The organism is Bosea sp. 685, from assembly GCF_031884435.1.
Taxonomy (GTDB): domain Bacteria; phylum Pseudomonadota; class Alphaproteobacteria; order Rhizobiales; family Beijerinckiaceae; genus Allobosea.
The window spans coordinates 4,416,966-4,437,006 of sequence record NZ_CP134779.1 but is presented as its reverse complement, the minus strand read 5'-3'; the positions used below and the strand labels follow the sequence as shown (position 1 = coordinate 4,437,006).

General features: G+C 66.5%; 18 protein-coding genes and 1 pseudogene. 7 read left to right on the top strand and 12 right to left on the bottom strand.

Translation table 11 applies throughout. From position 1 onward, the window contains the following. Positions 1-56 precede the first annotated feature (56 nt). The 3 genes from RMR04_RS21865 to RMR04_RS21855 are packed head-to-tail and all read left to right on the top strand — an operon-like array spanning position 57 to position 2,082. Entirely contained in the window at positions 57-554 is a 498-nt protein-coding gene (locus RMR04_RS21865; protein ID WP_311910497.1) for a GNAT family N-acetyltransferase, read from the top strand. After that, positions 551-1,009, top strand: coding sequence for a RidA family protein (locus RMR04_RS21860; RefSeq protein ID WP_311910496.1), 459 nt, complete (start codon positions 551-553; stop codon positions 1,007-1,009). The genes RMR04_RS21865 and RMR04_RS21860 overlap by 4 nt, the downstream gene beginning before the upstream one ends. Further along, positions 1,006-2,082, top strand: coding sequence for a D-TA family PLP-dependent enzyme (locus tag RMR04_RS21855; RefSeq protein WP_311910494.1), 1,077 nt, complete (start codon positions 1,006-1,008; stop codon positions 2,080-2,082). Before RMR04_RS21860 ends, RMR04_RS21855 begins: the two co-directional genes overlap by 4 nt. A 33-nt stretch (positions 2,083-2,115) precedes the next feature. Here the strand turns inward: RMR04_RS21855 and RMR04_RS21850 are convergent, their stop codons facing one another. From RMR04_RS21850 to RMR04_RS21840, 3 genes and pseudogenes are all read right to left on the bottom strand, one after another. Then, positions 2,116-2,631, bottom strand: a complete 516-nt coding sequence (locus RMR04_RS21850; protein ID WP_311910492.1) for a DUF2345 domain-containing protein — start codon at positions 2,629-2,631, stop codon at positions 2,116-2,118. 273 nt (positions 2,632-2,904) lie between these two features. Continuing rightward, the gene (locus tag RMR04_RS21845) at positions 2,905-3,435 is read right to left on the bottom strand and encodes a chromate transporter (protein WP_311910491.1); all 531 of its coding nucleotides are present in this window, start codon (positions 3,433-3,435) and stop codon (positions 2,905-2,907) included. 109 nt (positions 3,436-3,544) lie between these two features. Further along, positions 3,545-3,901, bottom strand: a pseudogene (locus RMR04_RS21840) (chromate transporter); the annotation flags it as partial. Between the two features lie 234 nt (positions 3,902-4,135). Here RMR04_RS21840 and RMR04_RS21835 point away from each other — a divergent pair. After that, positions 4,136-5,080, top strand: a complete 945-nt coding sequence (locus RMR04_RS21835) for a LysR family transcriptional regulator (protein WP_311910490.1) — start codon at positions 4,136-4,138, stop codon at positions 5,078-5,080. A 231-nt stretch (positions 5,081-5,311) separates the two neighbouring features. On the opposite strand, the gene RMR04_RS21830 is transcribed toward RMR04_RS21835, so the two are convergent. The 5 genes from RMR04_RS21830 to RMR04_RS21810 all read right to left on the bottom strand — a co-directional run bounded on the left by RMR04_RS21830 (position 5,312) and on the right by RMR04_RS21810 (position 11,603). Further along, positions 5,312-6,040, bottom strand: a complete 729-nt coding sequence (locus tag RMR04_RS21830; protein WP_311910489.1) for a DUF1028 domain-containing protein — start codon at positions 6,038-6,040, stop codon at positions 5,312-5,314. Between the two features lie 13 nt (positions 6,041-6,053). Continuing rightward, positions 6,054-7,859 carry a gamma-glutamyltransferase family protein gene (locus RMR04_RS21825; protein WP_311915905.1) on the bottom strand — a complete coding sequence of 602 codons (1,806 nt, stop codon included), beginning with the start codon at positions 7,857-7,859 and terminating at the stop codon, positions 6,054-6,056. A 165-nt stretch (positions 7,860-8,024) separates the two neighbouring features. Beyond that, complete coding sequence (locus RMR04_RS21820; RefSeq protein ID WP_311910488.1) at positions 8,025-8,915, bottom strand: ABC transporter permease; 891 nt, start codon at positions 8,913-8,915, stop codon at positions 8,025-8,027. After that, on the bottom strand, positions 8,915-9,859 hold the full coding sequence (locus RMR04_RS21815) for an ABC transporter permease (protein ID WP_311910486.1): 945 nt from the start codon (positions 9,857-9,859) through the stop codon (positions 8,915-8,917). Before RMR04_RS21815 ends, RMR04_RS21820 begins: the two co-directional genes overlap by 1 nt. A gap of 238 nt (positions 9,860-10,097) precedes the next feature. Further along, positions 10,098-11,603, bottom strand: coding sequence for an ABC transporter substrate-binding protein (locus RMR04_RS21810; RefSeq protein WP_311910485.1), 1,506 nt, complete (start codon positions 11,601-11,603; stop codon positions 10,098-10,100). Positions 11,604-11,996: 393 nt separating this feature from the next. On the opposite strand from RMR04_RS21810, the gene otnK reads away from it, so the two are divergent. From otnK to RMR04_RS21795, 3 genes are all read left to right on the top strand, one after another. After that, positions 11,997-13,277 carry a 3-oxo-tetronate kinase gene (otnK, locus tag RMR04_RS21805; protein ID WP_311910484.1) on the top strand — a complete coding sequence of 427 codons (1,281 nt, stop codon included), beginning with the start codon at positions 11,997-11,999 and terminating at the stop codon, positions 13,275-13,277. 95 nt (positions 13,278-13,372) lie between these two features. Further along, positions 13,373-14,704 (top strand): malonyl-CoA decarboxylase, encoded by a 1,332-nt coding sequence (locus RMR04_RS21800; RefSeq protein ID WP_311910482.1) that lies wholly within the window; start codon positions 13,373-13,375, stop codon positions 14,702-14,704. 39 nt (positions 14,705-14,743) lie between these two features. Next, positions 14,744-16,291, top strand: coding sequence for a malonate--CoA ligase (locus RMR04_RS21795; protein WP_311910480.1), 1,548 nt, complete (start codon positions 14,744-14,746; stop codon positions 16,289-16,291). A gap of 196 nt (positions 16,292-16,487) precedes the next feature. Here the strand turns inward: RMR04_RS21795 and RMR04_RS21790 are convergent, their stop codons facing one another. The 4 genes from RMR04_RS21790 to RMR04_RS21775 form a co-directional block, all read right to left on the bottom strand. Further along, the gene (locus RMR04_RS21790) at positions 16,488-17,252 is read right to left on the bottom strand and encodes an MBL fold metallo-hydrolase (RefSeq protein WP_311910478.1); all 765 of its coding nucleotides are present in this window, start codon (positions 17,250-17,252) and stop codon (positions 16,488-16,490) included. Positions 17,253-17,366: 114 nt separating this feature from the next. Continuing rightward, the gene (locus tag RMR04_RS21785; protein WP_311910477.1) at positions 17,367-18,167 is read right to left on the bottom strand and encodes a creatininase family protein; all 801 of its coding nucleotides are present in this window, start codon (positions 18,165-18,167) and stop codon (positions 17,367-17,369) included. 136 nt (positions 18,168-18,303) lie between these two features. Further along, positions 18,304-18,963: an NAD-dependent epimerase/dehydratase family protein gene (locus RMR04_RS21780; protein ID WP_311910475.1), complete on the bottom strand. Its 660-nt coding sequence runs from the start codon at positions 18,961-18,963 to the stop codon at positions 18,304-18,306. A gap of 36 nt (positions 18,964-18,999) precedes the next feature. After that, positions 19,000-19,953, bottom strand: a complete 954-nt coding sequence (locus RMR04_RS21775; protein WP_311910473.1) for an oxidoreductase — start codon at positions 19,951-19,953, stop codon at positions 19,000-19,002. Positions 19,954-20,041 lie beyond the last annotated feature (88 nt).

Here is a 20,041-nt window from a genome sequence, read left to right as displayed (position 1 = left end):
TTTGAGTCCGTCTTCGGTGTCGGGTGACCCAGCCGTCCCCACCACGCTGGCGGGTGATGACGTCCGCCGACCTGGCGTCCGTCCTGGCGGTCGCAGCGCGGGTTCATCCCGGCTATCCCGAGGACGAAGCGGTCTTCACCGAGCGCCTCGCGCTGTCCGCGCAAGGCTGCCTCTGCCTGGAGGAGACCGGCCGCGTCGGCGGCTATGTTGTGAGCCATCCCTGGCTGCTCGGCCAGGTTCCGGCGCTCAACAGCCTGCTCGGCGCGCTGCCCGATCCGGCCGACACCTATTACATCCATGATCTTGCTCTGTTGCCGCAGCTGCGCGGCAGCGGCGCGGCCAACGACATCGTTGCGCAGCTGGCACAGCATGCGCGCGGAGCAGGCTTTGCCAGCATGGCGCTGGCCGCCGTCAACGGCTCGGCCGGCTTCTGGCGGCGTCACGGCTTTCGCGAGACGCATGACGCATCGCTTGATCGCAAGCTCGCGAGCTACGACGATGCGGCCCGCTACATGGTCCGCGATCTTGCGACCGACGAGGGGAAATCAGAATGAGTGCCGAAGACAAGCTGAAGGAGTTGGGACTGACGCTGCCCGACGTGCCGACGCCGGTCGCCACCTATGTCAGCTTCAAGCAGGTCGGCGACCTCGTCTACCTCTCCGGCCAGGGCCCGAAGCGGGCGGACGGCACCTATCCCACCGGCAAGGTCGGCCGGGACGTCACGATTGAGGAAGCCTATGAGCACGCCAAGCAGACCGGCCTCGGTCTGCTCGCGGCGATGAAGAAGGCGACCGGGTCGCTCGACAAGGTCGAGGTCATCAAGCTGCTCGGCATGGTCAACGCGGTGCCCGATTTCGCCGACCAGCCCAAGGTCATCAATGGCTGCTCGGACCTGTTCGTCGCCGTACTCGGCGAGCGCGGCCGGCATGCCCGCTCGGCCGTGGGCATGGGCTCGCTGCCCAACAACATGACGGTCGAGATCGAAGTGATCATCAAGGTGCTGCCATGACCGCGCTGGCTGAGGAAATCGCCCGCGTCTACGGTACGCCGGCCGTCGTCATCGATCTCGACAAGGTCGAGGCCAATATCGCCCGGCTCCAGGCCGTCTGCGATGCGAAGGGTGTCGCCAACCGCCCCCATATCAAGACGCATAAATCGCCCGAGCTCGCCCGCCTCCAGGTCGAGGCCGGCGCGCGCGGCATCACCTGCCAGAAGCTCGGCGAGGCCGAGATCATGGCCGATGGCGGCATCGACGACATCATGATCAGCTACAACATCCTCGGCGAGGAGAAGCTCGGCCGCCTGGGCGCGTTGCAGCGGCGCGTGCGCATGATCGTCGCGGCCGATAATCCGGTCACCATTGCCGGCCTGCCGAACGCCGCCGAGATCGCCGGCCGCAATCTCGAGGTCGTCGTCGAATGCGACACCGGCCGCAAGCGCGCCGGCGTCGAGACGCCAGGCGAGGCCGTGGAGCTCGCAAAGCTGATCGCTGGCTCCAAGGGCCTGACCTTTGCGGGCTTCCTGATGTACCCGCCCGAGGATGGCTGGGAGCGCACACAGATCTTCCTCGACACCGCCAATGCCGGCCTGCGCGAGGCGGGGCTGGAGGCAGGCATCGTCTCGACCGGCGGCTCGCCCAACATCCCCAATATCGGCAAGCTCAAGGGCGCGACCGAGCACCGCTCCGGCACCTCGATCTTCAACGACCGCATGCAGGTCGCGGCCGGGGTCGCGACGCTGGAGGATTGCGCGCTTTCAGTCTACGCCACGGTGGTCAGCCGGGCCGGGCCTGAGCGCGGCATCCTCGATTCCGGCTCGAAGACGCTGACCAGCGACACAGGCGGTCTCGACGGTCATGGCTATATCCTGGAATATCCGGCGGCCAGAATCGCGAAATTCGCCGAGGAGCACGGCTTCCTCGACCTCGCGGCTTCGAATGAACGGCCCAATGTCGGCGAGGTCGTGCGCATCATCCCCAACCATGTCTGCGTGGTGGTGAACATGGTCGACCGGTTGATCACCGTGCGCGGCGACAAGCTCATCGGCGAAATGCCCGTGGCGGCGCGCGGCAAGCTCACTTGATCGCGGCAGCTGTGCATCTGGTCCTGTTGAACCTCAGTTCTGCAGGACCTTCGCGCCTTTGATCACGACATCGCCGCTGCCCTTGACGTCGATCTTGCCGCTGCCTTTGATGTCGATGTCCCGACCCTGGACCCTGATCGAGCCGTCCTTCTTCATGTCGATCTCGGCGTCGCCGGCCTTCAGCGCCACTCGCTCGCCGGCGGCGATGGAGAACGTCTTTCCGACGCTGACATCGACATCCTTCATCAGCGACGCGCTCAGTGTGTAGCCCGCCAGCGAGATGGTGTGAGAGCCTGCGATGGTGATCGCCGCGGCTGCCCTGACATCGAGGGCAGCCGAGGTCTTGAGCGAAAGAGCGGAGCCGGCGCTAATCGCGGTCGCGCCGCCGGAGGTGACCTGCACGGCGCCTCCCGCCGTGATGCTGAGTGAGCCGTCTGTCCGAATCTTCAGGCCGGACGGGCTGACGTCGATGACCTGCCGCAGTGCCTGCAGCTGTGCTTCGAGGCTCGCGATCCTGCGGGCGAGCATGTCGCTTTCGCCAGGTGCCATTGCTCTGTTCCTTCCCCATGCGATGCCCGGTGCGGGGGGTGGATGCGCCGGCCGAGACCGCCGACTCAATCGCGCCAGAGTGGCGGCCGCTTGTCAATTGTCCGGATGCCGCGCGTTCCAGGACGCCGCCTAGAGCCGGATGATTTCAGACGGAGTCACAATGTGACTCCGTCTGAAATCTGAATCCGTCTCTCACCAAGGAGTTAGAGCAGGATCAATGCGAAAAACCGGTTCCCACTTTTTCGCATCCTGCTCTAGGCGGTGCAGAGCCGGTCAGATCTGTCCGATACCGCTGAGCCCGACCAGAGCGCCGAAGGCGAGCACCAGCAGCGGATGCAGGCGCGTCGTCAATGCGGCGATGGCGCAGATGGCGACGATCGCGGCCAGGACCCATTCATGGGCCGAGGCCTGGGTGATCACCGCCGCGCTCGCGGTGACGAGACCCACGGTCATCGGTACCAGCCCGGCCTGCACGATGCGGCGCCAGGGCCGGTCCTTGAAGCGCTCCCAAAGCTGCATGGCGATGCCCGTCAGCAGGGATGAGGGGCCGAACTTCGCCAGCGTGGTGACGAGGACGCCGGGCCAGCTCGCGACATGCCAGCCGACCAGCGGCACGATCATCATGTTGGGCCCGGGCGCCGCCTGGGCGAGGGCGAACATTGCCCCGAATTGCTGCGCCGTCATCCAGTGATGGATCTCGACAACCTGCCTCTGCATCTCCGGAAGGATGGTGTTGCCGCCGCCGAAGGCGAGCAGCGAAAGCTGCGTGAAGATCAGCGCCAGCGCGATCAGGACCGAGCTCATCGGGGGGCTCCCCCTTATCGAGCGCCCGGCTGGCGAGCACGCTGATCGGCGCCAGCACCAGCATCGTCGCAAGCAGCGGCAAGCGCAGGATCGCGATAGCGAGGAAGCAGAGCAGGGCGATCGCGATGCCGAGGGGCTTCCGGCGCAAGGGCAGGGCAATCTTCACGGCCATGGCGACGAGCAGGCCCGCCGCCGCCGCCGCCAGCCCCGCGAAGAGATGGCGGATATGCGGATCGTCCTGGTAGTGGTCGTAGAGGATGCCGAGCCCGATCACGATTGCCGTGGGCGCCGCGATCAGGCCCAGCAGCGCGGCGAGCGCCCCAGTCGGGCCGCGAAATTTCAGGCCGATCGCTACCGACATGTTGATGATGTTCCCGCCCGGCAGGAACTGGCAGAGACCGAGCAGCTCGGTGAACTCCTTGCCGCTCATCCAGCGGCGCTGCTCGACGACCATGGTCCGGGCCATCGGCAGGACCCCGCCGAAACCGATCAGGCCGAGGAAGAGAAAGCCGGTGAAGAGCTGGGCGACGGTCGGTTCCGTGCGGGCGATTTCGGGATCTGCAAGGCTGGCTGGCGTGCTCATCATCTGTTCCAGGCCGTCCATCGGAGAAGAACGGGAGGGCCTGAGCATCCATATGCTTTCAAGAACCGTGCGTCTAATATATGAAATATGTAAGATCCATACCTACAAGATATGCCTATGATCGAGCTGCGCCATTTCCGCTATTTCGTGGCGGTCGCCGAGGAAGGCCATGTGACGCGGGCCGCCGCGCGTCTGGGGATCCAGCAGCCGCCGCTCAGCCAGCAGATCCGCGCGCTGGAGCGGGAAGTCGGTGCGCAATTGTTCCGGCGCCTGCCGCGCGGCGTCGAGCTCACCGATGCCGGCCGCACGCTGCTGGAGAAGGCCAGGCTCGTCCTCTCCGATGTCGAGCTGGCGCTCGACGCCGCGCGGCGTACGGCGCGGGGCGAGCAGGGTCAGCTCGTCATCGGCTTCACCAGTTCGGCTGCGTTTCATCCGCTGGTGGCGTCGGTGGTTCGTTTGCTGCGCCAGACCGTGCCGGGCGTCACCTTGGCGCTCCGCGAGGGCAATACCAGCGAACTGATCGGGGAGCTGCGTTCCGAGCGGCTCGATGCGGCCTTCGTCCGCTCGCCGGTCGAGCGCCCGGTCGGGCTTGTGGTCGAGCCGCTGCTGGCCGAGGAGATGCTGGTCGCGCTGCCCGACCAGCATGCGATTGCGGAACGCTTGGCCAAGGGCTTGGCGAAGCGTTCGGGCCAAGGGATGCTGGAGGGGCGCATCGCTCTGGCCGAACTGGCGGAGGAGACCTTCATCCTCTACCGCCGCCCCTCCGGCCCGGGCCTCTATGACAGCATCATCGCCGCCTGCCGCGCCGCCGGGTTCAGCCCGCGGATCGGCCAGGAAGCCCCGCAAATGGTGTCGACGCTGAGCCTCGTGGCGGCCGGCCTGGGGGTCTCGATCATCCCCGCCTCGATGGCGCGCCTCGAGACGAACGGCATCGCCTATGCCCGCCTCGATGACGTGCCCGGGCTGACCGCGCCGCTGCATCTGGCCTATCGCGAGGAAAAGCCATCCGGCGCGCTGGAACGCTTCATCGACTGCGTCAGGCGTAGCGGCGATGCGTCATAGCGTTTCGCATTGAAGTTGAAACGGCTTGGTCATCCCGGGCGTAGCCCTCGGGTCGTCATGGTCGGGCTTGACCCGACCATCTCGAAAACCAGAGCGCTCTGGTCATGAGATTCTCGGGGCAAGCCCGAGAATGACGCCCTCGGATGGTTCCCGGATCGGCGCCGCGACGCGGCTTGTCCGGGATGACAGGCCCCGAGATTCTATCTGATCGCAACCTGATCCAGAGCGGCCTCACCCTTCCGGATGCCGCGCATTCCAGGCCGCCGCATAATCGGTGCAGAGCCGGTCGATCTCGACGCGGTCGGTGACGCCGGCAGGGCGGGCACGCGAGGGCGAGGCCTGCTGGAAGGGCACATAGCGCTGATGCGCGATGCGCCAGAGCCGGCGCAACTCGGCGAGCGGATCGACATGGTCGTCGACGCGGATGTCGAAGCTCGGCATCGGCTCGCCGGCCCAGATGCGGATGGCGCAGGATTGCCGCCCGCGCTTGTCGCCGCCGGCCTTCTCGCCGGCCTCGAGCGCGACCAGCAGGCGCTCGTCGAAATCGAGCGCCGAGGCCGCGATATAGGCCTTCAGCGTCTCCTCGATCACTTGCGGCCCGGCCAGCATGTTGCCGGCGACGGAGATCTGCGGCCCATGCACCGCCCCGCACCAATCGATGCAGGCTGAGCCGGTATGGGCGGCGATCTTGCCTTCGCGATCGATCAGATGGAGCTGGCGATGCGCGCGGCCGTCATCGGCGGCCGTCAGCGTCGCGATGATCTCGACGGCGGAGCGGCCTTCCTGCAGCAGCCTGAGGCCGTCGACCCCGTAGAGCGGGTTGACGAAAGCCTGGGTCGCGATCGCCCCGATGCGCCCGCCGCCATAGGGCACGCGCGAACCCACGGCGAAGGCGCAGGTCGAGACGGCGACGCCATAGGAGCCGGTGGCGGCGTCACGGGCGACGATGGACCATGTCATGCGTGCAGCCCCTTCAGCGTCCGGCAGCGTAGGCTTGCATCAGACGCGGGGTGGCCGCCGCGCGCAAGAGGCCGTTGCGGCTCTTCTCGGCGGCGGTCAGGCGCCCGACCGTCCAGGCCGGGGCGCGCTCCAAGGCGTGGCCGCGCCGGACGAGATCGGCGAGCGCCGCCTCGCCGATGCTCTCCTCGACCATCAGATGCCCCGGCCGCGCCTCACGCGGATAGAAGGAGGAGGGGAAGTGCTGGGTGTGGAACAGTGGCAGGTCGATCGCCTCCTGCAGGTTGAGGCCGTGATGCACCCGGCGCAGGAACATGCCGAGCTGCCACTGCTCCTGCTGGTCGCCGCCCGGCGTGCCGAAGACGAGGCGCGGTTCGCCATTCTCGAAGGCGAGCGTCGGCGTCAGCGTCGTGCGCGGCCGCTTGAACGGGGCGAGCGAGGCCGGCAGCCCTTCCTCGAGCCAGAAGGCCTGCGCCCGCGAATTCAGCGGGAAGCCGAGCGAAGGGATCACCGGCGAGGATTGCAGCCAACCGCCCGAAGGCGTCGCCGCGATCATGTTGCCCCATTTGTCGATGACGTCGATATGGACGGTGTCGCCGCGCCGCCCGGCCGCGACCATCGAGGCCATGGTCGGCTCGCCGACGCTGGCGCCGCCCTTGCCCGACTGGCCGGCAATGCGGACGCCGGCGAGCATGCGCCCGACCTGCTCCTCATATCCGGGGACCAGGCCTGGCCGCAATTCATGTGAGGCCTGCTCGCCGATCAGCTTGCGCCGGCCGCTCGCATAATCCTCGGAGAGCAGCGTCGCGAGCGGCACCTTCACGAAATCCGGGTCGCCGTAATAGGCCTCGCGATCGGCGAAGCCGAGCTTCATCGCCTCCGTGACATGGTGGATGAATTCCGGGCTCGTCGGCCCCATCCCGGCGATGTCGATGCCTTCCAGGATCTTCAGCGTCTGCAGGAAGACCGGACCCTGGCCCCAGGGGCCGATCTTGAAGACCTCCCAGCCATGATAGGTCACGCTCGCCGGCGTCTCGTAGTTCGGCTGCCAGCGCGCCATGTCGTCTGCGGTGAGCAGGCCCTTATGACGGCGGCCAGACGAATCCATCGCCTCCGTCGTGCGGCAGAATCTGTCCATCGCCTCGGCGACGAAGCCCTTGTACCAGGCGTCGAAGGCTGCCTGGATCTGCTCCTGCCGGTCGGAGCCGGCGGCCTCGGCCTCGGAGAGGAGGCGCTTATAGGTGTCGGCGGCGGCCTGGTTGCGGAAGAGCTCCTTGGCCTTGGGCACATGGCCGCCGGGCAGATAGACCGCGCCCGATGTCGGCCATTCCCCGGTGAAGAGCTCGGTCAGTTCCGCGATCGAGTGCGAGACGCGCGGCAGCATCGGGTGGCCGTTCTCGAAATAGCCGATCGCGGGTTCCAGCACCTCGCGCAGCGTCAGGCGGCCATGGTCGCGCAGCAGCGTCATCCAGCCGCCGAAGGCGCCGGGCACCACGGTCGAGAGCAGGCCCGAGCCCGGGATGAGGTCGAGCCCGAGCGCCTTGAAGGCCTCGATCGTCGCGGCCTCGGGAGCAGGCCCCTGTGCGCAGAGAACCTCGACCTTCTTCTTTTCCGCTGAGTAGAACACGGCCGGCATGTCGCCGGCGGGGCCGACGAGATGCGGCTCCACCACCTGCAGCACGAACGCGGCCGCCGCGCAGGCGTCGAAGGCGTTGCCGCCCTTTTCCAGCATCGCCATGCCCGAGGCGGTGGCAAGCCAGTGCGTCGAGGTGACGACACCGAAGGTGCCGAGGATTTCGGGGCGGGTGGTGAACATGGTCAGTCGTCCTCAGGGCAATGAAGGCCAGAAACAAAACGCGCCGTCATTCCGGACAAGCCGCGATAGCGGCGCAGATCCGGAATCCATCGGAGGCCACCGAACTCTACGATGGATTCCGGATCTCCGCTTCGCTGCGTCCGGAATGACGGGAGGAGGATCGAACACAAATCACCCCTCCTTCGGATCGAGCGCGTCGCGCAGGCCGTCGCCGAGCAGGTTGAAGCCGAGCACGGCCAGGAAGATGGCGACGCCGGGCGCGACCGACATCCACGGCGCCTGCTCCATGAAGTTCTTGGCGACGTTCAGCATCTGGCCCCAGGAGGGCGAGGGCGGCTGCTGGCCGAGGCCGAGGAAGGAGAGCGAGGCTTCCAGGATGATCGCCTGCGCCATGAACAATGTCGACTGCACCACGACGGGCGACATCGTGTTGGGCAGCACATGCACGAACATGATGCGCAGGTCGCGCGCGCCCACGGCCCGCGCCCCCTCGACGAAATCCTCCGCCTTCACGCTCATCACCTGGCCGCGCACCAGCCGGATGAAGATCGGCACGGCGGAGAGGCCGATCGCGATCATCGCATTCGTCAGCGAGGGGCCAAGGATCGCGGCAAAGGCGATCGCCAGGATCAGGAAGGGGCAGGCGAGCATCGCTTCGGTCACGCGCGAGATCGCGATGTCGATCCAGCCGCCATACCAGCCCGAGAGCAGGCCGAAGGGGATGCCAATCGCCAGCGCGATCAGGACGGAGACGATGCCGGCGAGCAGCGAGGTCTGCGCCCCGTAGAACAGGCGCGAGACCTGGTCGCGGCCGAGTTCGTCCGTGCCGAACCAGTGGAGCTCGGAGGGCGGCTTGCGGATGGCGAGGAAGTTCGACTTCAGCGGGTCGGCGAGCGGGAGCAGCGGTGCGAGAACGGCCATCAGCACGAAGACGAGCACGATCGTGCCGCCGATCAGCGCCGAGCGGTTGCGCAGGAGCTTGCTGAGCGCGCTGCGGCGTGGGCGCGGGGCGGGCTCGATGGCGCTCGCTTGCGTAGCCGTTTCGAGGATCACATCCGCCATCAGCCGCTCCTCAGGCGCGGGTTGACGAGGACATAGAGCACATCGGCCAGGAGGTTCATCAGGATGAAGCCGATCGCGGTGCAGAGCACGACACCCTGGACCACGCCATAGTCGCGGTTGAACACGGCGTCGATGATCAGCTTGCCGAAGCCTGGAATGGTGAAGACCTGCTCGGTCAAAACCGCGCCGGCCAGCAATTCGCCGAAAAGCAGCGTCGAGAGGGTGATGATCGGCACCAGAGCATTGCGCAGCGCATGCCGGTTCACCACCGTGTCCTCGTCGAGGCCCTTGGCGCGGGCGGTGCGGACATAGTCGGAGCGCAGCACCTCCAGCATCGCCGAGCGGGTATGGCGCATGATGAAGGCGGCCAGCCCGCCGCCGAGCACGAAGGCCGGCATGATCAGGCGCTCGATCGAGGCTTTCGGATCGACGAAGATCGATTCGAAGCCCGAGGCCGGCAGCCATTTGAGTTCGACCGAGACCACCAGGATCAGCATGATCCCGAGCCAGAAATGCGGGATCGACAGGCCAAACAGCGCGACCGCGCTCGCCGTATAATCGGCCAGCGTGTCCTTGCGCCGCGCCGCGATGATGCCCGCCGGCAGGCCGATGCCGATCGCGACGATCATCGAGGCGACGGCGAGCTGCACGGTGACGCCGAGCTTTTGCCAGATCAGCCCGAGCACCGGCTCGCCGGTGCGCAGCGAGCGGCCGAAATCGCCCTGCACGACCTGGCCGAGCCAGGCGAAGAACTGCACCACGACCGGATCGTCCAGCCGATAGAGATGGCGCAGGCGCGCGATCACCTCCGGGTCGCGCTCCTCGCCGGCTATGACGAGGAACGGATCGCCGGGCAGCGCCCGCTGCAGCGCGAACACGAAGAGCGAGACCAGGAACAGCGTCGGCAGCGCGATCAGGACGCGACGGCCGATCAGCGCGAGCATGGTGCGCCACCCGATTGGACTGGTCGATGAGCCGCCGCGTCATTGCGAGGAGCGAAAGCGACGAGGCAATCCAGCGGGACGTAGCGCTCTGCAGCCCCTGGATTGCTTCGCGGAGCCTGCACTCGGGCTTGCCGAAGGCAAGACCCGGGTGCTCGCCAAGACCCGGGTGTTCGCCAAGACCCGGGTGCTCGCAATGACGACATGGTCAGGCCCGGTCGCAGAAAGCGTCTTGCCGGTCTCACTGCCGCTTCAGCCCCGACAGCCGGATCATCCCGTCGGGATTGATCACGAAACCCTGGAGGTTCGCGCGCATCGCGAAGAAGACCGTCTGGTTATAGAGATAGATGATCGGCAATTCGTCCTCGAGGATCTTCTGGGCGGCGTCGTAGCGCTTCTTGCGCTCGGCGACGTCATAGACGGTGCGGGCCTCGTCGAGCAGCCGGTCGACCTCGGCGTTGGAATACTTCCCGTCGTTCTGGTTGCCCTTCGTGGTCACGAACTGGTGGATGTTGCCGTCCGGGTCGATGCGGCCCGACCAGCCGATTCGGCTCATCTGGAACTTGCCCTGCTGCTGGTCGCGCAATTGGCTGGCGAATTCGGTCGAGCGGATCTGCACGTCGATGCCGGCCTCCTGCGCCATCGCCTGGACGACCTGGCCGAGCTGGGCGTCGACCGGGTTGTTGGTGACGAAGAGCTCGACCGAGACCTTCGACAGCCCGGCCTCCTTGAGCAGCGCCTTGGCCTTGGCGACGTCTCGGGCCGGCACCGGGAATTCGGCGCTGACATAGGGGTTGCCCGGGTTGAAGGGCTGGACCATCGGCTCATAGAGCCCCTCGAACACGACCTGGCTCAGCACCTTGCGGTCGATCGACAGCGAGAGCGCCTGGCGCACGCGCTTGTCCATGCCCATGGGTTGCTTGGCGGCCTCGCCGTTGCCAGTGTTGATGGTGATGCCCTGGTAGCCGAGATTGGCGGTGCTCGCGACCTTGAGCGCCTTGTCGGCTTGCGCCGATTTCACATCGGTCGGCGCGAGCCGCTCCAGGATATCCAGTTCGCCGGCGCGCAGATTCGCCAGCCGCACCGTGGTGTCGGGGATCGAGCGATAGATAATGCGGTCGAAGTGGTAATTCGCCGCTTCCCAATGCTCCTTGAACTTCTCCAGCACGATGCGGTCGTTCTGGACGCGCTCGACGAATTTATAGGGGCCGGAGCAGACCGGCTTGTTGGCGACGTCGCCGCTCAGGCTCTTGGGCGCCAGCATCATGCCGGCGCGGTCGGTGAGCTGCGCCAGGAGCGTCGCGTCAGGGCGCTTCAGCTTCATCACGATGGTCGAGGCGTCGGGCGTCTCGATGCTGTCGACCGAGGCGAGCTCGGATTTGCGCAGCGAGTCGGGCAGGGTCCGGGCGCGTTCGAGATTGGCCTTGGCGGCCTCCGCGTTGAAGACGTCGCCGTCATGGAATTTCGCGTCGGTCCTGAGCTTCATCGTCAGCGTCAGCCCGTCCGCCGAGAAGCTCCATTCGGTTGCGAGCCTCGGCACCAGCTTCAGCTCGGGCGTGATGTCGAGCAGCTTGTCGCAGAGCCCCTTGAAGACGATGCGGCCGACGAAGGTGCGGGCCTTGTGCGGGTCGAGCATATCGGGGTCTTCCTGCAGTCCGACGCGCAGGGTCGAAGGCGTCTGGGCCGCGGCAGGGAGCGCCGCCAGCGCCAGCAGGCCGGCCGAGGCCAGGGTGGTCAGGAGCTTCATGCGGTGGTCCCCTCTCGTCTCGTTCGGTCTATGTCTTGTTCGGTCTCATGGCGCCGCTCTTCCGTTCCATCGCGAGCCGGGTTCTGATGACCCGTTGCCTCGCGCCTGTGGTGAACGGCAGGGGCGCCTGATTTCGTTCCACTCGGTACTAGGCTGGCGCAATTTCGTCGCGGCGTCGATGGCTATCCTGTCGCCCGCGCCGCAATCCCGCATGCTGTTGCCGCGCGACCTTGCATGCAAGTTGATGGCCAAGGAGCCCGCCATGCGAAGGACGCGCCATGCGTCCGCATCTGTCACTTGCGCCGCGATCTCTGGTAACAACGCGGCAAGGATGGCGCGAAGCGCACCATGGTTAGACTAACCAAGTTGTGATCAGGGAATGGAACGAAGCCGATGCTGCTGGGTGTGATCGCCGACGACATGACGGGCGCGACCGATGTCGCGCTGATGCTGAACCGCGCCGGCATGCGCACCGTCCAGGTCATCGGCGCACCAAGCACCAGGGCATCTGGCGCCGGCGCATCGCTTCCCGATGCCGATGCGGTCGTCGTGGCGCTGAAATCGCGCACCAACCCGGTCGCCGAGGCGGTGGCGGATTCGCTTGCCGCCTGTGAGGCGCTGCTGGCGGCCGGCGCGAAGCAGATCCTGTTCAAATACTGCTCGACCTTCGATTCGACAGCCGAGGGCAATATCGGCCCGGTCGCGGATGCGCTGATGCGGCGGCTCGGCGCGGAGATGGCGATCATCTGCCCGGCTTTCCCCGCCAATGGCCGCTCGATCTACCAGGGCTATCTCTTCGTCGGCGCGGTGCCGCTGCATGAAAGCTCGATGAAGGACCATCCGCTGACGCCGATGCGCGATTCGAACCTGATGCGGTTGATGGGCGCGCAGACCAAGGCTCCGGTCGGCCATGTCGGCTATGCCACGGTGCTGGCGGGGGCGGAGGCCGTGACGGCGCGTTTCGCCGCGCTGGCGGGAGAGGGCGCGCGCTATGTCGTCACGGATGCGCTGACCAATGACGACCTGATGGTGCTGGGCAAGGCCGTCGCCGGTCATGTCCTGCTGACCGGCGGCTCCGGCATCGCGATGGGCCTGCCGCAGAATTTCCGCGAGGCCGGGCTGCTGCGGCAGCGCGCCGCGCCTGTGAGCCTGAGCGCGCCGAAGGGCCGCGCCGGCATCATCTCCGGCAGCTGCTCGACGGCGACGCGCGGGCAGATCAAGGCGGCGGTCGCGGCCGGCTACCCTGCCTTGAAGGTCGACCCGCTGGCGCTGACGGCCGGCACCCAGACGGCGGCGCTGCTTGCCGCCTGGGCGCTGGCGCAACCGCAGGACAAGCCCTTCCTGCTCTATTCCAGCGATGATCCGGCCGAGGTCGCGGCCATCCAGGACAAGCTCGGCCGCGACAAGGCGGGCGAGACGGTGGAGCACGCCTTCGCCGAGACCGCGCGGCTCCTCGCTGATGGCGGCGTCTCCAAGCTGCTCGTCGCCGGCGGCGAGACCTCCGGAGCCGTTGTCCAGGGGCTCGACATCAGGACGCTGGAGATCGGTCCCGAGATCGATCCGGGCGTGCCCTGGACGCGCGTCGTCGCGGGTCCCGATCTCGTGATCGCGCTGAAATCCGGCAATTTCGGCACGCCTGACTTCTTCCTCAAGGCCTGGGCCTTGCTGGCCTGAGGGTTTGGGTCCGGTTTCGGCCAGGCGGCGTTGCCGGGGCGGTTCCGGTCCCGTGAAACTCGTATACGATGCTTGGCGTTCAACTGGAGGTCCGCATGGACATGGCGTTTCTCGGGGAGCTTCTGACCAGCGTAGCGGATCGCGGCCGGGCGCTGATCGGCTTCGAACGCTTTGCCGGGCGCAACCGGCCGATCGACCGGCTCTGCGAGGATCTGCTGTCGGGGCGCGGCGAAGCCTCGGGCATGGCGCTGGCGCAGGCGGTCCTGAACGCCTGGGAAGGGCTCGACCGGGAGGGCCGCCAGGCCTTCTTCATGATGCTCCAGGAGCGTTTCGGGCCGGATCAGGAGCGATTGGGCAAGGCGATCGAGGCCTATCGCAAGGAGCCCGGCACGGCTGCGATCGCAGCCTTGCATTTCGCCTCCGAACCGCGCCGGCAGGAATTGCTGCGCCGGCTCAATCTCGCCCCCGACGGCACGCATGTGCTGGTGCGGATGCGTGAGGCATTGTTCGAGGCGATGGAGGTCGAGCCTGAGCTCAAGGCCGTCGATAGCGATTTCCGCCACCTCTTCGGCTCCTGGTTCAACCGCGGCTTCCTGGTCCTGCGCCGGATCGACTGGCGCACCCCCGCCAATGTCCTGGAAAAGATCATCCGCTACGAGGCGGTGCACGAGATCCAAGGCTGGGACGATCTGCGCCGCAGACTGGAACCGGGCGACCGGCGCTGCTTCGCCTTCTTCCATCCGCAGCTTGTCGACGAGCCTTTGATCTTCGTCGAGGTCGCCCTGACCGGCGCGATTCCGCACAGCATCGGCGAATTGCTGAGCGGCGAGCGCGAGCTGCTGCCGGCCCAGGCCGCGACGACGGCCGTGTTCTATTCGATCTCGAACTGCCAGGAGGGGTTGCGCGGCATCTCCTTCGGCAATTTCCTGATCAAGCAGGTGGCCGAGGACCTGAAGCGCGAATTGCCGGGGCTCGACACCTTCGTCACGCTCTCGCCGGTGCCGGGTTTAGCGCGCTGGCTCGACGGCATCATCGCCGATCCCGGAGACTTCCACCTGAGCAATGAGGAGCGCTCGGAGCTCGCGCGCCCGGCCAGCGAGACGGGCCTGCTCGACGATCCGGCCAAGGCTCGGCGTGACAAGCTGCTCGGCCAGATGGCCGCGCAATATCTGCTGCGCGCCCGCACGGCCTCGGGACGCGTCATCGATCCCGTGGCGCGCTTCCATCTCGGCAATGGCGCCAGGCTTGAGCGCATCAATGTCGGCGGCAACCTTTCGGCGCGGGGCCTGCGCGAAGCCCATGGCGTGATGGTCAATTATCGCTATGACCTCGGCGATATCGAGACCAACCACGAAGCCTTCGCCACCCGCAACACGGTCGTCGCCTCCTCGGGCGTGCGCAAGCTGCTGCGGCCGGCCGCAACCTGAATTCCGACTGACCGGAAACGCCTGAAAGGACCCGAAATCATGGGCAACCACCTGTTCGACCTCGTCAGGTCGCGTATCCCTGCGCAGGCTGCGCCTTTCGCGACGCTCGATGACGGCCGCAGCTACAGCTATGCCGACATGGTCGCAGTCTCCGCCCGCTTCGCCAATGCGCTGGTCGCACTCGGTGTGAAGCCCGGCGACCGCGTCGCGGTGCAGGTCGAGAAGAGCATCGAGGCCTTGATGCTCTATCTCGGCACAGTGCGTGCGGGCGCGATCTTCCTGCCGCTCAACACCGCCTATACCCCCGCCGAAATCGAGTATTTCCTCGGCGATGCCGAGCCCGCGGTCTTCGTCTGCGATCCCGCCAAGGCTGCGGCGCTGAAGCCTTATGCCGACAAGGCCGGTGCGAAGCTGGAGACGCTCGGCGTCTGGCGCTCAGCCGATGTCTCCGCCGGCACGCTCTCCGACAAGGCGCTGGCGGCTGCGACCGAGTTCGCCGATGTCGCGCGCGGTCCCGATGATCTCGCCGCGATCCTCTACACCTCGGGCACGACCGGGCGCTCAAAGGGCGCGATGCTGAGCCATGACAATCTGGCCTCGAACGCGCTGGCGCTGGTCGACTACTGGCGCTTCACCAAGGACGACGTGCTGCTGCATGCGCTGCCGATCTTCCACACGCATGGGCTTTTTGTGGCCACCAATGTCGTGCTGTTCTCGGGCAGCGCGATGATCCTGCTGCCGAAATTCGATCCGGACCAGGTCTTCAAATACCTGCCCCAGGCGAACTGCATGATGGGCGTGCCGACCTTCTATGTCCGGCTGCTCCAGGATGACCGGCTGAACAAGGCTTCGACCGCCCATATGCGCCTCTTCGTCTCCGGCTCGGCCCCCTTGCTCGCCGAGACCCACCGCGAATGGCGCGAGCGCACCGGCCACGCCATCCTCGAGCGCTACGGCATGACCGAGACCAATATGAACACCTCCAACCCCTATGAGGGCGAGCGGGTGGCGGGCACGGTCGGCTTCCCGCTGCCGGGCGTCTCCGCCCGCGTCACCGACCCCGAGACGGCCAAGGTTCTGGGCGCCGACGAGATCGGCATGATCGAGGTCAAGGGCCCCAATGTCTTCAAGGGCTATTGGCGCAACCCGGAGAAGACGGCGGCCGAGTTCCGCGCGGACGGCTTCTTCATCACCGGTGATCTCGGCAAGATCGACCCGGCCGGCTATGTCCACATCGTCGGGCGCGGCAAGGATCTGATCATCACCGGCGGCTACAATGTCTATCCCAAGGAAGTCGAGACCGAGATCGACGAGATGCCAGGCGTGGTCGAAAGCGCCGTCATTGGCTGCCCGCATCCTGATTTCGGCGAGGGCGTCACCGCCGTCGTGGTGGTCAAGCCCGGCGCGACGATCACCGCCGCCTCGATCGCCAAGACGCTGCAGCAGCGCCTGGCCAAGTTCAAAATGCCCAAGCAGGTCTTCATCGTCGACGATCTGCCGCGCAACACCATGGGCAAGGTCCAGAAGAACCTGCTGCGCGAGACCTACAAGGACATCTACGCCAGGCAGATGAAGGCGGGGGAGTAGCCCCCGCTCGTTCGCCCGGCATTCGCCCGGCATCGGAACCGCTCGGAACCACGCCGTCATCCTGGACAAGCCGCGCAGCGGCGCAGCTCCGGGATCCATCGGAGGGCTCCGGAGCTCTATGATGGATCCCGGGACTTCGCTGCGCGAAGCCCAGGATGACGACGTGGTTCCGAGGATAGACTCTGAGCTCTAAGCCTTAAGCCGCGACGTTGGCCCGCAGTTCGATCGTCTCGCCATCCCGCGGGATCAGCAGACGCTCGCTGCCGATGCCGCGCCCCTCGGCGGCCTGCCGCAGGGCGGCGCGGCTGACCGTGGCGTGGTCGAGCGCTTCCATATGGGTCGCGATCACGGTCGCGCGCGGCGCCGCCTCGCAGAGGTCGAGCGTCTGCCCGGCATCCATCACGATCAATGTGCCGTCCCAGAGCGCGCCGCAGGAATGCGTCACGATGATATCGGGGTCGGTCGCCTTCACGGCATCGAGCAAGGGCGGGTAGAGCACGCTGTCGCCGCACCAGTAGAAGGCGGGCTCGCCCGGCGCCTCCAGGCCGAAGCCCATCACGGGACCCATCGTCTCGACGACCGCGCCGGTGCCGTGCTGGGCGGGATGCGATTTGAGGATGATCGGGCCGAGCCGGAGATAGCAGTCCAGCGGCGTGATCGCGCGGAAGCCGGCCTTGGCGATGGCCTCCTCGTCGCCGGCGCGGCAGATCAGCGGCAGGTCCTTGGGTAGGCGCTCCTTGGCGACCTCGTCGAAATGGTCGGCATGCAGATGCGAGACGATGACGAGGTCGACCCCGGCGAGGATATCCTCGATCGGCAGCGGCAGCTCGACCATGGGATTGTTCGAGCGGCCGGCAATGGAGCGCCGGCTGTGGCGCGCTCCGAGATCGGGGTCGACGAGGATCGTCCTGCCGGCATAGCTGAGCTTGAGCGCGGCGTTGCGGAGAAGCTGAAGCTGCATGGTCTCTCCTGGTTCCGGTAGCGATGACGGCATTGTCCCGTCATCGCCTGCCGGCAACCAGTTCGAATTTGTGCGGCTATGGCCACAGATCCGTGAAGTGAGGGCTGCCGAGCCTCAACCCGCCTCGTGCAGTTTCGCCAGCGGAAACCGTGCGACGTCGGCCAGAAGCTCGGCAAAACCCTTCGCCTGGAACGCCGCCGTCGCCTTGCCTTTCTCAGCCGTAGCGAGGCTGGCATCGCCCGCCGCGCCCGAGCCGTGAACGTCCTGCGCCATCCAGGCGAAGGCGTGCAGCCCGGTCGGCCGCAGCCAGGTGTAGCCGTCCAGCGCCATCGCGATCGTCAGCGGCTCGAAGCGCTTGGCCTTGCTCATATCGACGAGGTCAGGCCGGAAATGCAGCATCAGCGAGGTCTCGATATCGCCGGCATGGATGCCGTGATTGGCGTCGAGATCGGCAAAAAGGCCCTGCGGCAGGCCGAAGGCGCGCCAGGCCGTGGTCACGGTGAGCATGCCGAGGCGCACGCGCAATTCGCGCGCGACCACCTTCATCGGGTCGACATTGCCGCCATGCGAGGTGACGATCACGAGCTTGCGCAAGCCAGCGCGCCTGACGCTCTCGCCGATCTCGATCCAGGCGCTGGTCGCGGTCTCCCAGGACAAGGTCAATGTGCCCGGCGAATGCAGGTGCTCGTTCGATTTGCAGATCGCCATGGTCGGCAGCACCAGCACGTCGAGCCCGGCCGGAACGAGCGGCATCGCCTCAGCTAGCATCGCGTTCATGATCGTGGTGTCGACCGAAACCGGCAGATGCGGGCCATGCTGCTCGATCGCCGCCAGCGGCAGCACCGCGACGGTGTCGTCGGCGGACAGCCCCTCGAATTCAGTGGTCTTCAGCTCGCCCCAGAAGCGCGCGGTCATGCTCTCGTCCTTGCAGCCAGTGTCAGGCCACAACCCTAGGACATCGGCCCGAAAAGTGGGAACCGGTTTTCGGGGCAAGCCGATGCAAGATCAAAGTCCGGGACGATCCGTTCAATGCATGGGATCGCATGCGGGCTTAAAGCCGGTTGATGTCGGCATTCTCCAGGATCGGCTTGGGCGCTCCGTCCTTTGCCACCTTGAGCATCGCCTTGCCGATCTGCTCGGTGGTGGTGATGGAATTCGGCAGCCAGCGCTGCAGCAGGGGCAGCAACGGCGCGGTCAGGTCGTAGATCACGCGATACAGACGGGTCTTCGAGCGGATGCCGTGCAGCGGCTGGATCGCGCCCGGGCGGAACATGTAGGAGGCTCTGAAAGGCAGGCGCATGATGGCGTTTTCGGTTGCGCCCTTCACCCGCGCCCACATCCAGCGGCCTTTTTCGCTGCTGTCGGTGCTGGCGCCCGAGACATAGACGAACACCATCGCCGGATTGAGCCGCACCAGCGTCCCGGCGGCAGCGAGCGTGATGTCATAGGTGATGCGGCGGTAGTCGGCCTCGCTCATCCCCACTGATGCGATGCCGAGGCAGAAGAAGCAGGCGTCGAAGCCCGTAAGCTGCGGCTCGATCGCGGTGTAGTCCGTCAGATCGGCGTGAACGATCTCGCGCAGCCTGGCATGGCTTTGCCCGGTCGCGCTGCGGCCGATGGTGACGACCTCGCTCACATCGGGATCGAGCAGGCATTCGCGCAGCACGCCTTGCCCGACCATGCCGGTCGCGCCGAAAATCAGGACTTTCATGGATCGTATCCTTAGCTTCAGCGATGGAATTCGGTCTCAGACGGTCGTCGCGGCACGGGCAGGCTCGGCGAAACTCACGCCGGTGAGCCGCTCGGCGGCGTCCCAGAGCCGTGTCGCCACAGCGGGATCATTCGCTTGCCCGACCATCTTCGAATGCGACGGTGCGCCTTTCATTTCGTGGAAGCCGTTGGGACCATAATAGCCGCCCTTCTCCGCGTCGGAAGCGGTCGCCGCATAGAGCGTCGGCAGGGCGCCGGCGGCAGCAGATTGGCTGAACAGGGGAGCGAACAGGCGCGTCAGCCGCCAGAGCAGCGCCGGCCCGCTTTGGGCCGGACCGTTCGCGATCAGGTCTGTCGTCGCCCAGCCGGGATGGCTCGCAAGGCTGGTCAGGCCCCAGCCCTGCGCGTCGCTGCGGCGCTGCAGCTCCAGCGCGAAGATCAGCATGGCGAGCTTGGACTGGCTGTAGGCCTTCCAGGCATTATAGGGCCGCTCGCCCTGGAGATCGTCGAAATCGATCGTGCCGCGGCGATGCGCCAGGCTGCTCAACTGGATCACGCGCGGCGCGGCGCTTTTGCGCAGCAGCGGCAGCAGATGCGCCGTCAGCGCGAAATGCCCGAGGAAATTGGTGCCGATCTGCATCTCGAAACCATCGGCCGTAGTCGCCCGCCTCGGCAACGCCATCACCGCGGCATTGTTGATCAGGATGTCGAGCCGGTCATGCCTGCTGGCGAAGCTCGCCGCGAAAGCCTGGACCGAGGACAGCTCGGCGAGATCGAGCAGGCTGAAGGAGATCGCCGCGCCGGGAACGGCGGCCTTGATCCGCGCCACCGCCTCGCTGCCCTTGCCAGCGTTGCGCCCGGCGAGGACGATCTCCGCCCCGGCGCGGGCGAGTTCGAGCGCGTCTTCATAGCCGAGGCCGCCGGTGCCGGTGATGATGGCGAGCTTGCCGGCTTGCGAAGGGATATCGGCAGTGGTCCAGTTGTCTTTCATGGCTCTTTCCAGGGGTGGGATGGCGGGAGCGCTGGCGAATGCTAACTTGGATGCCAATATTTGCATCAAGTGCAAAATTGCAAGAGAT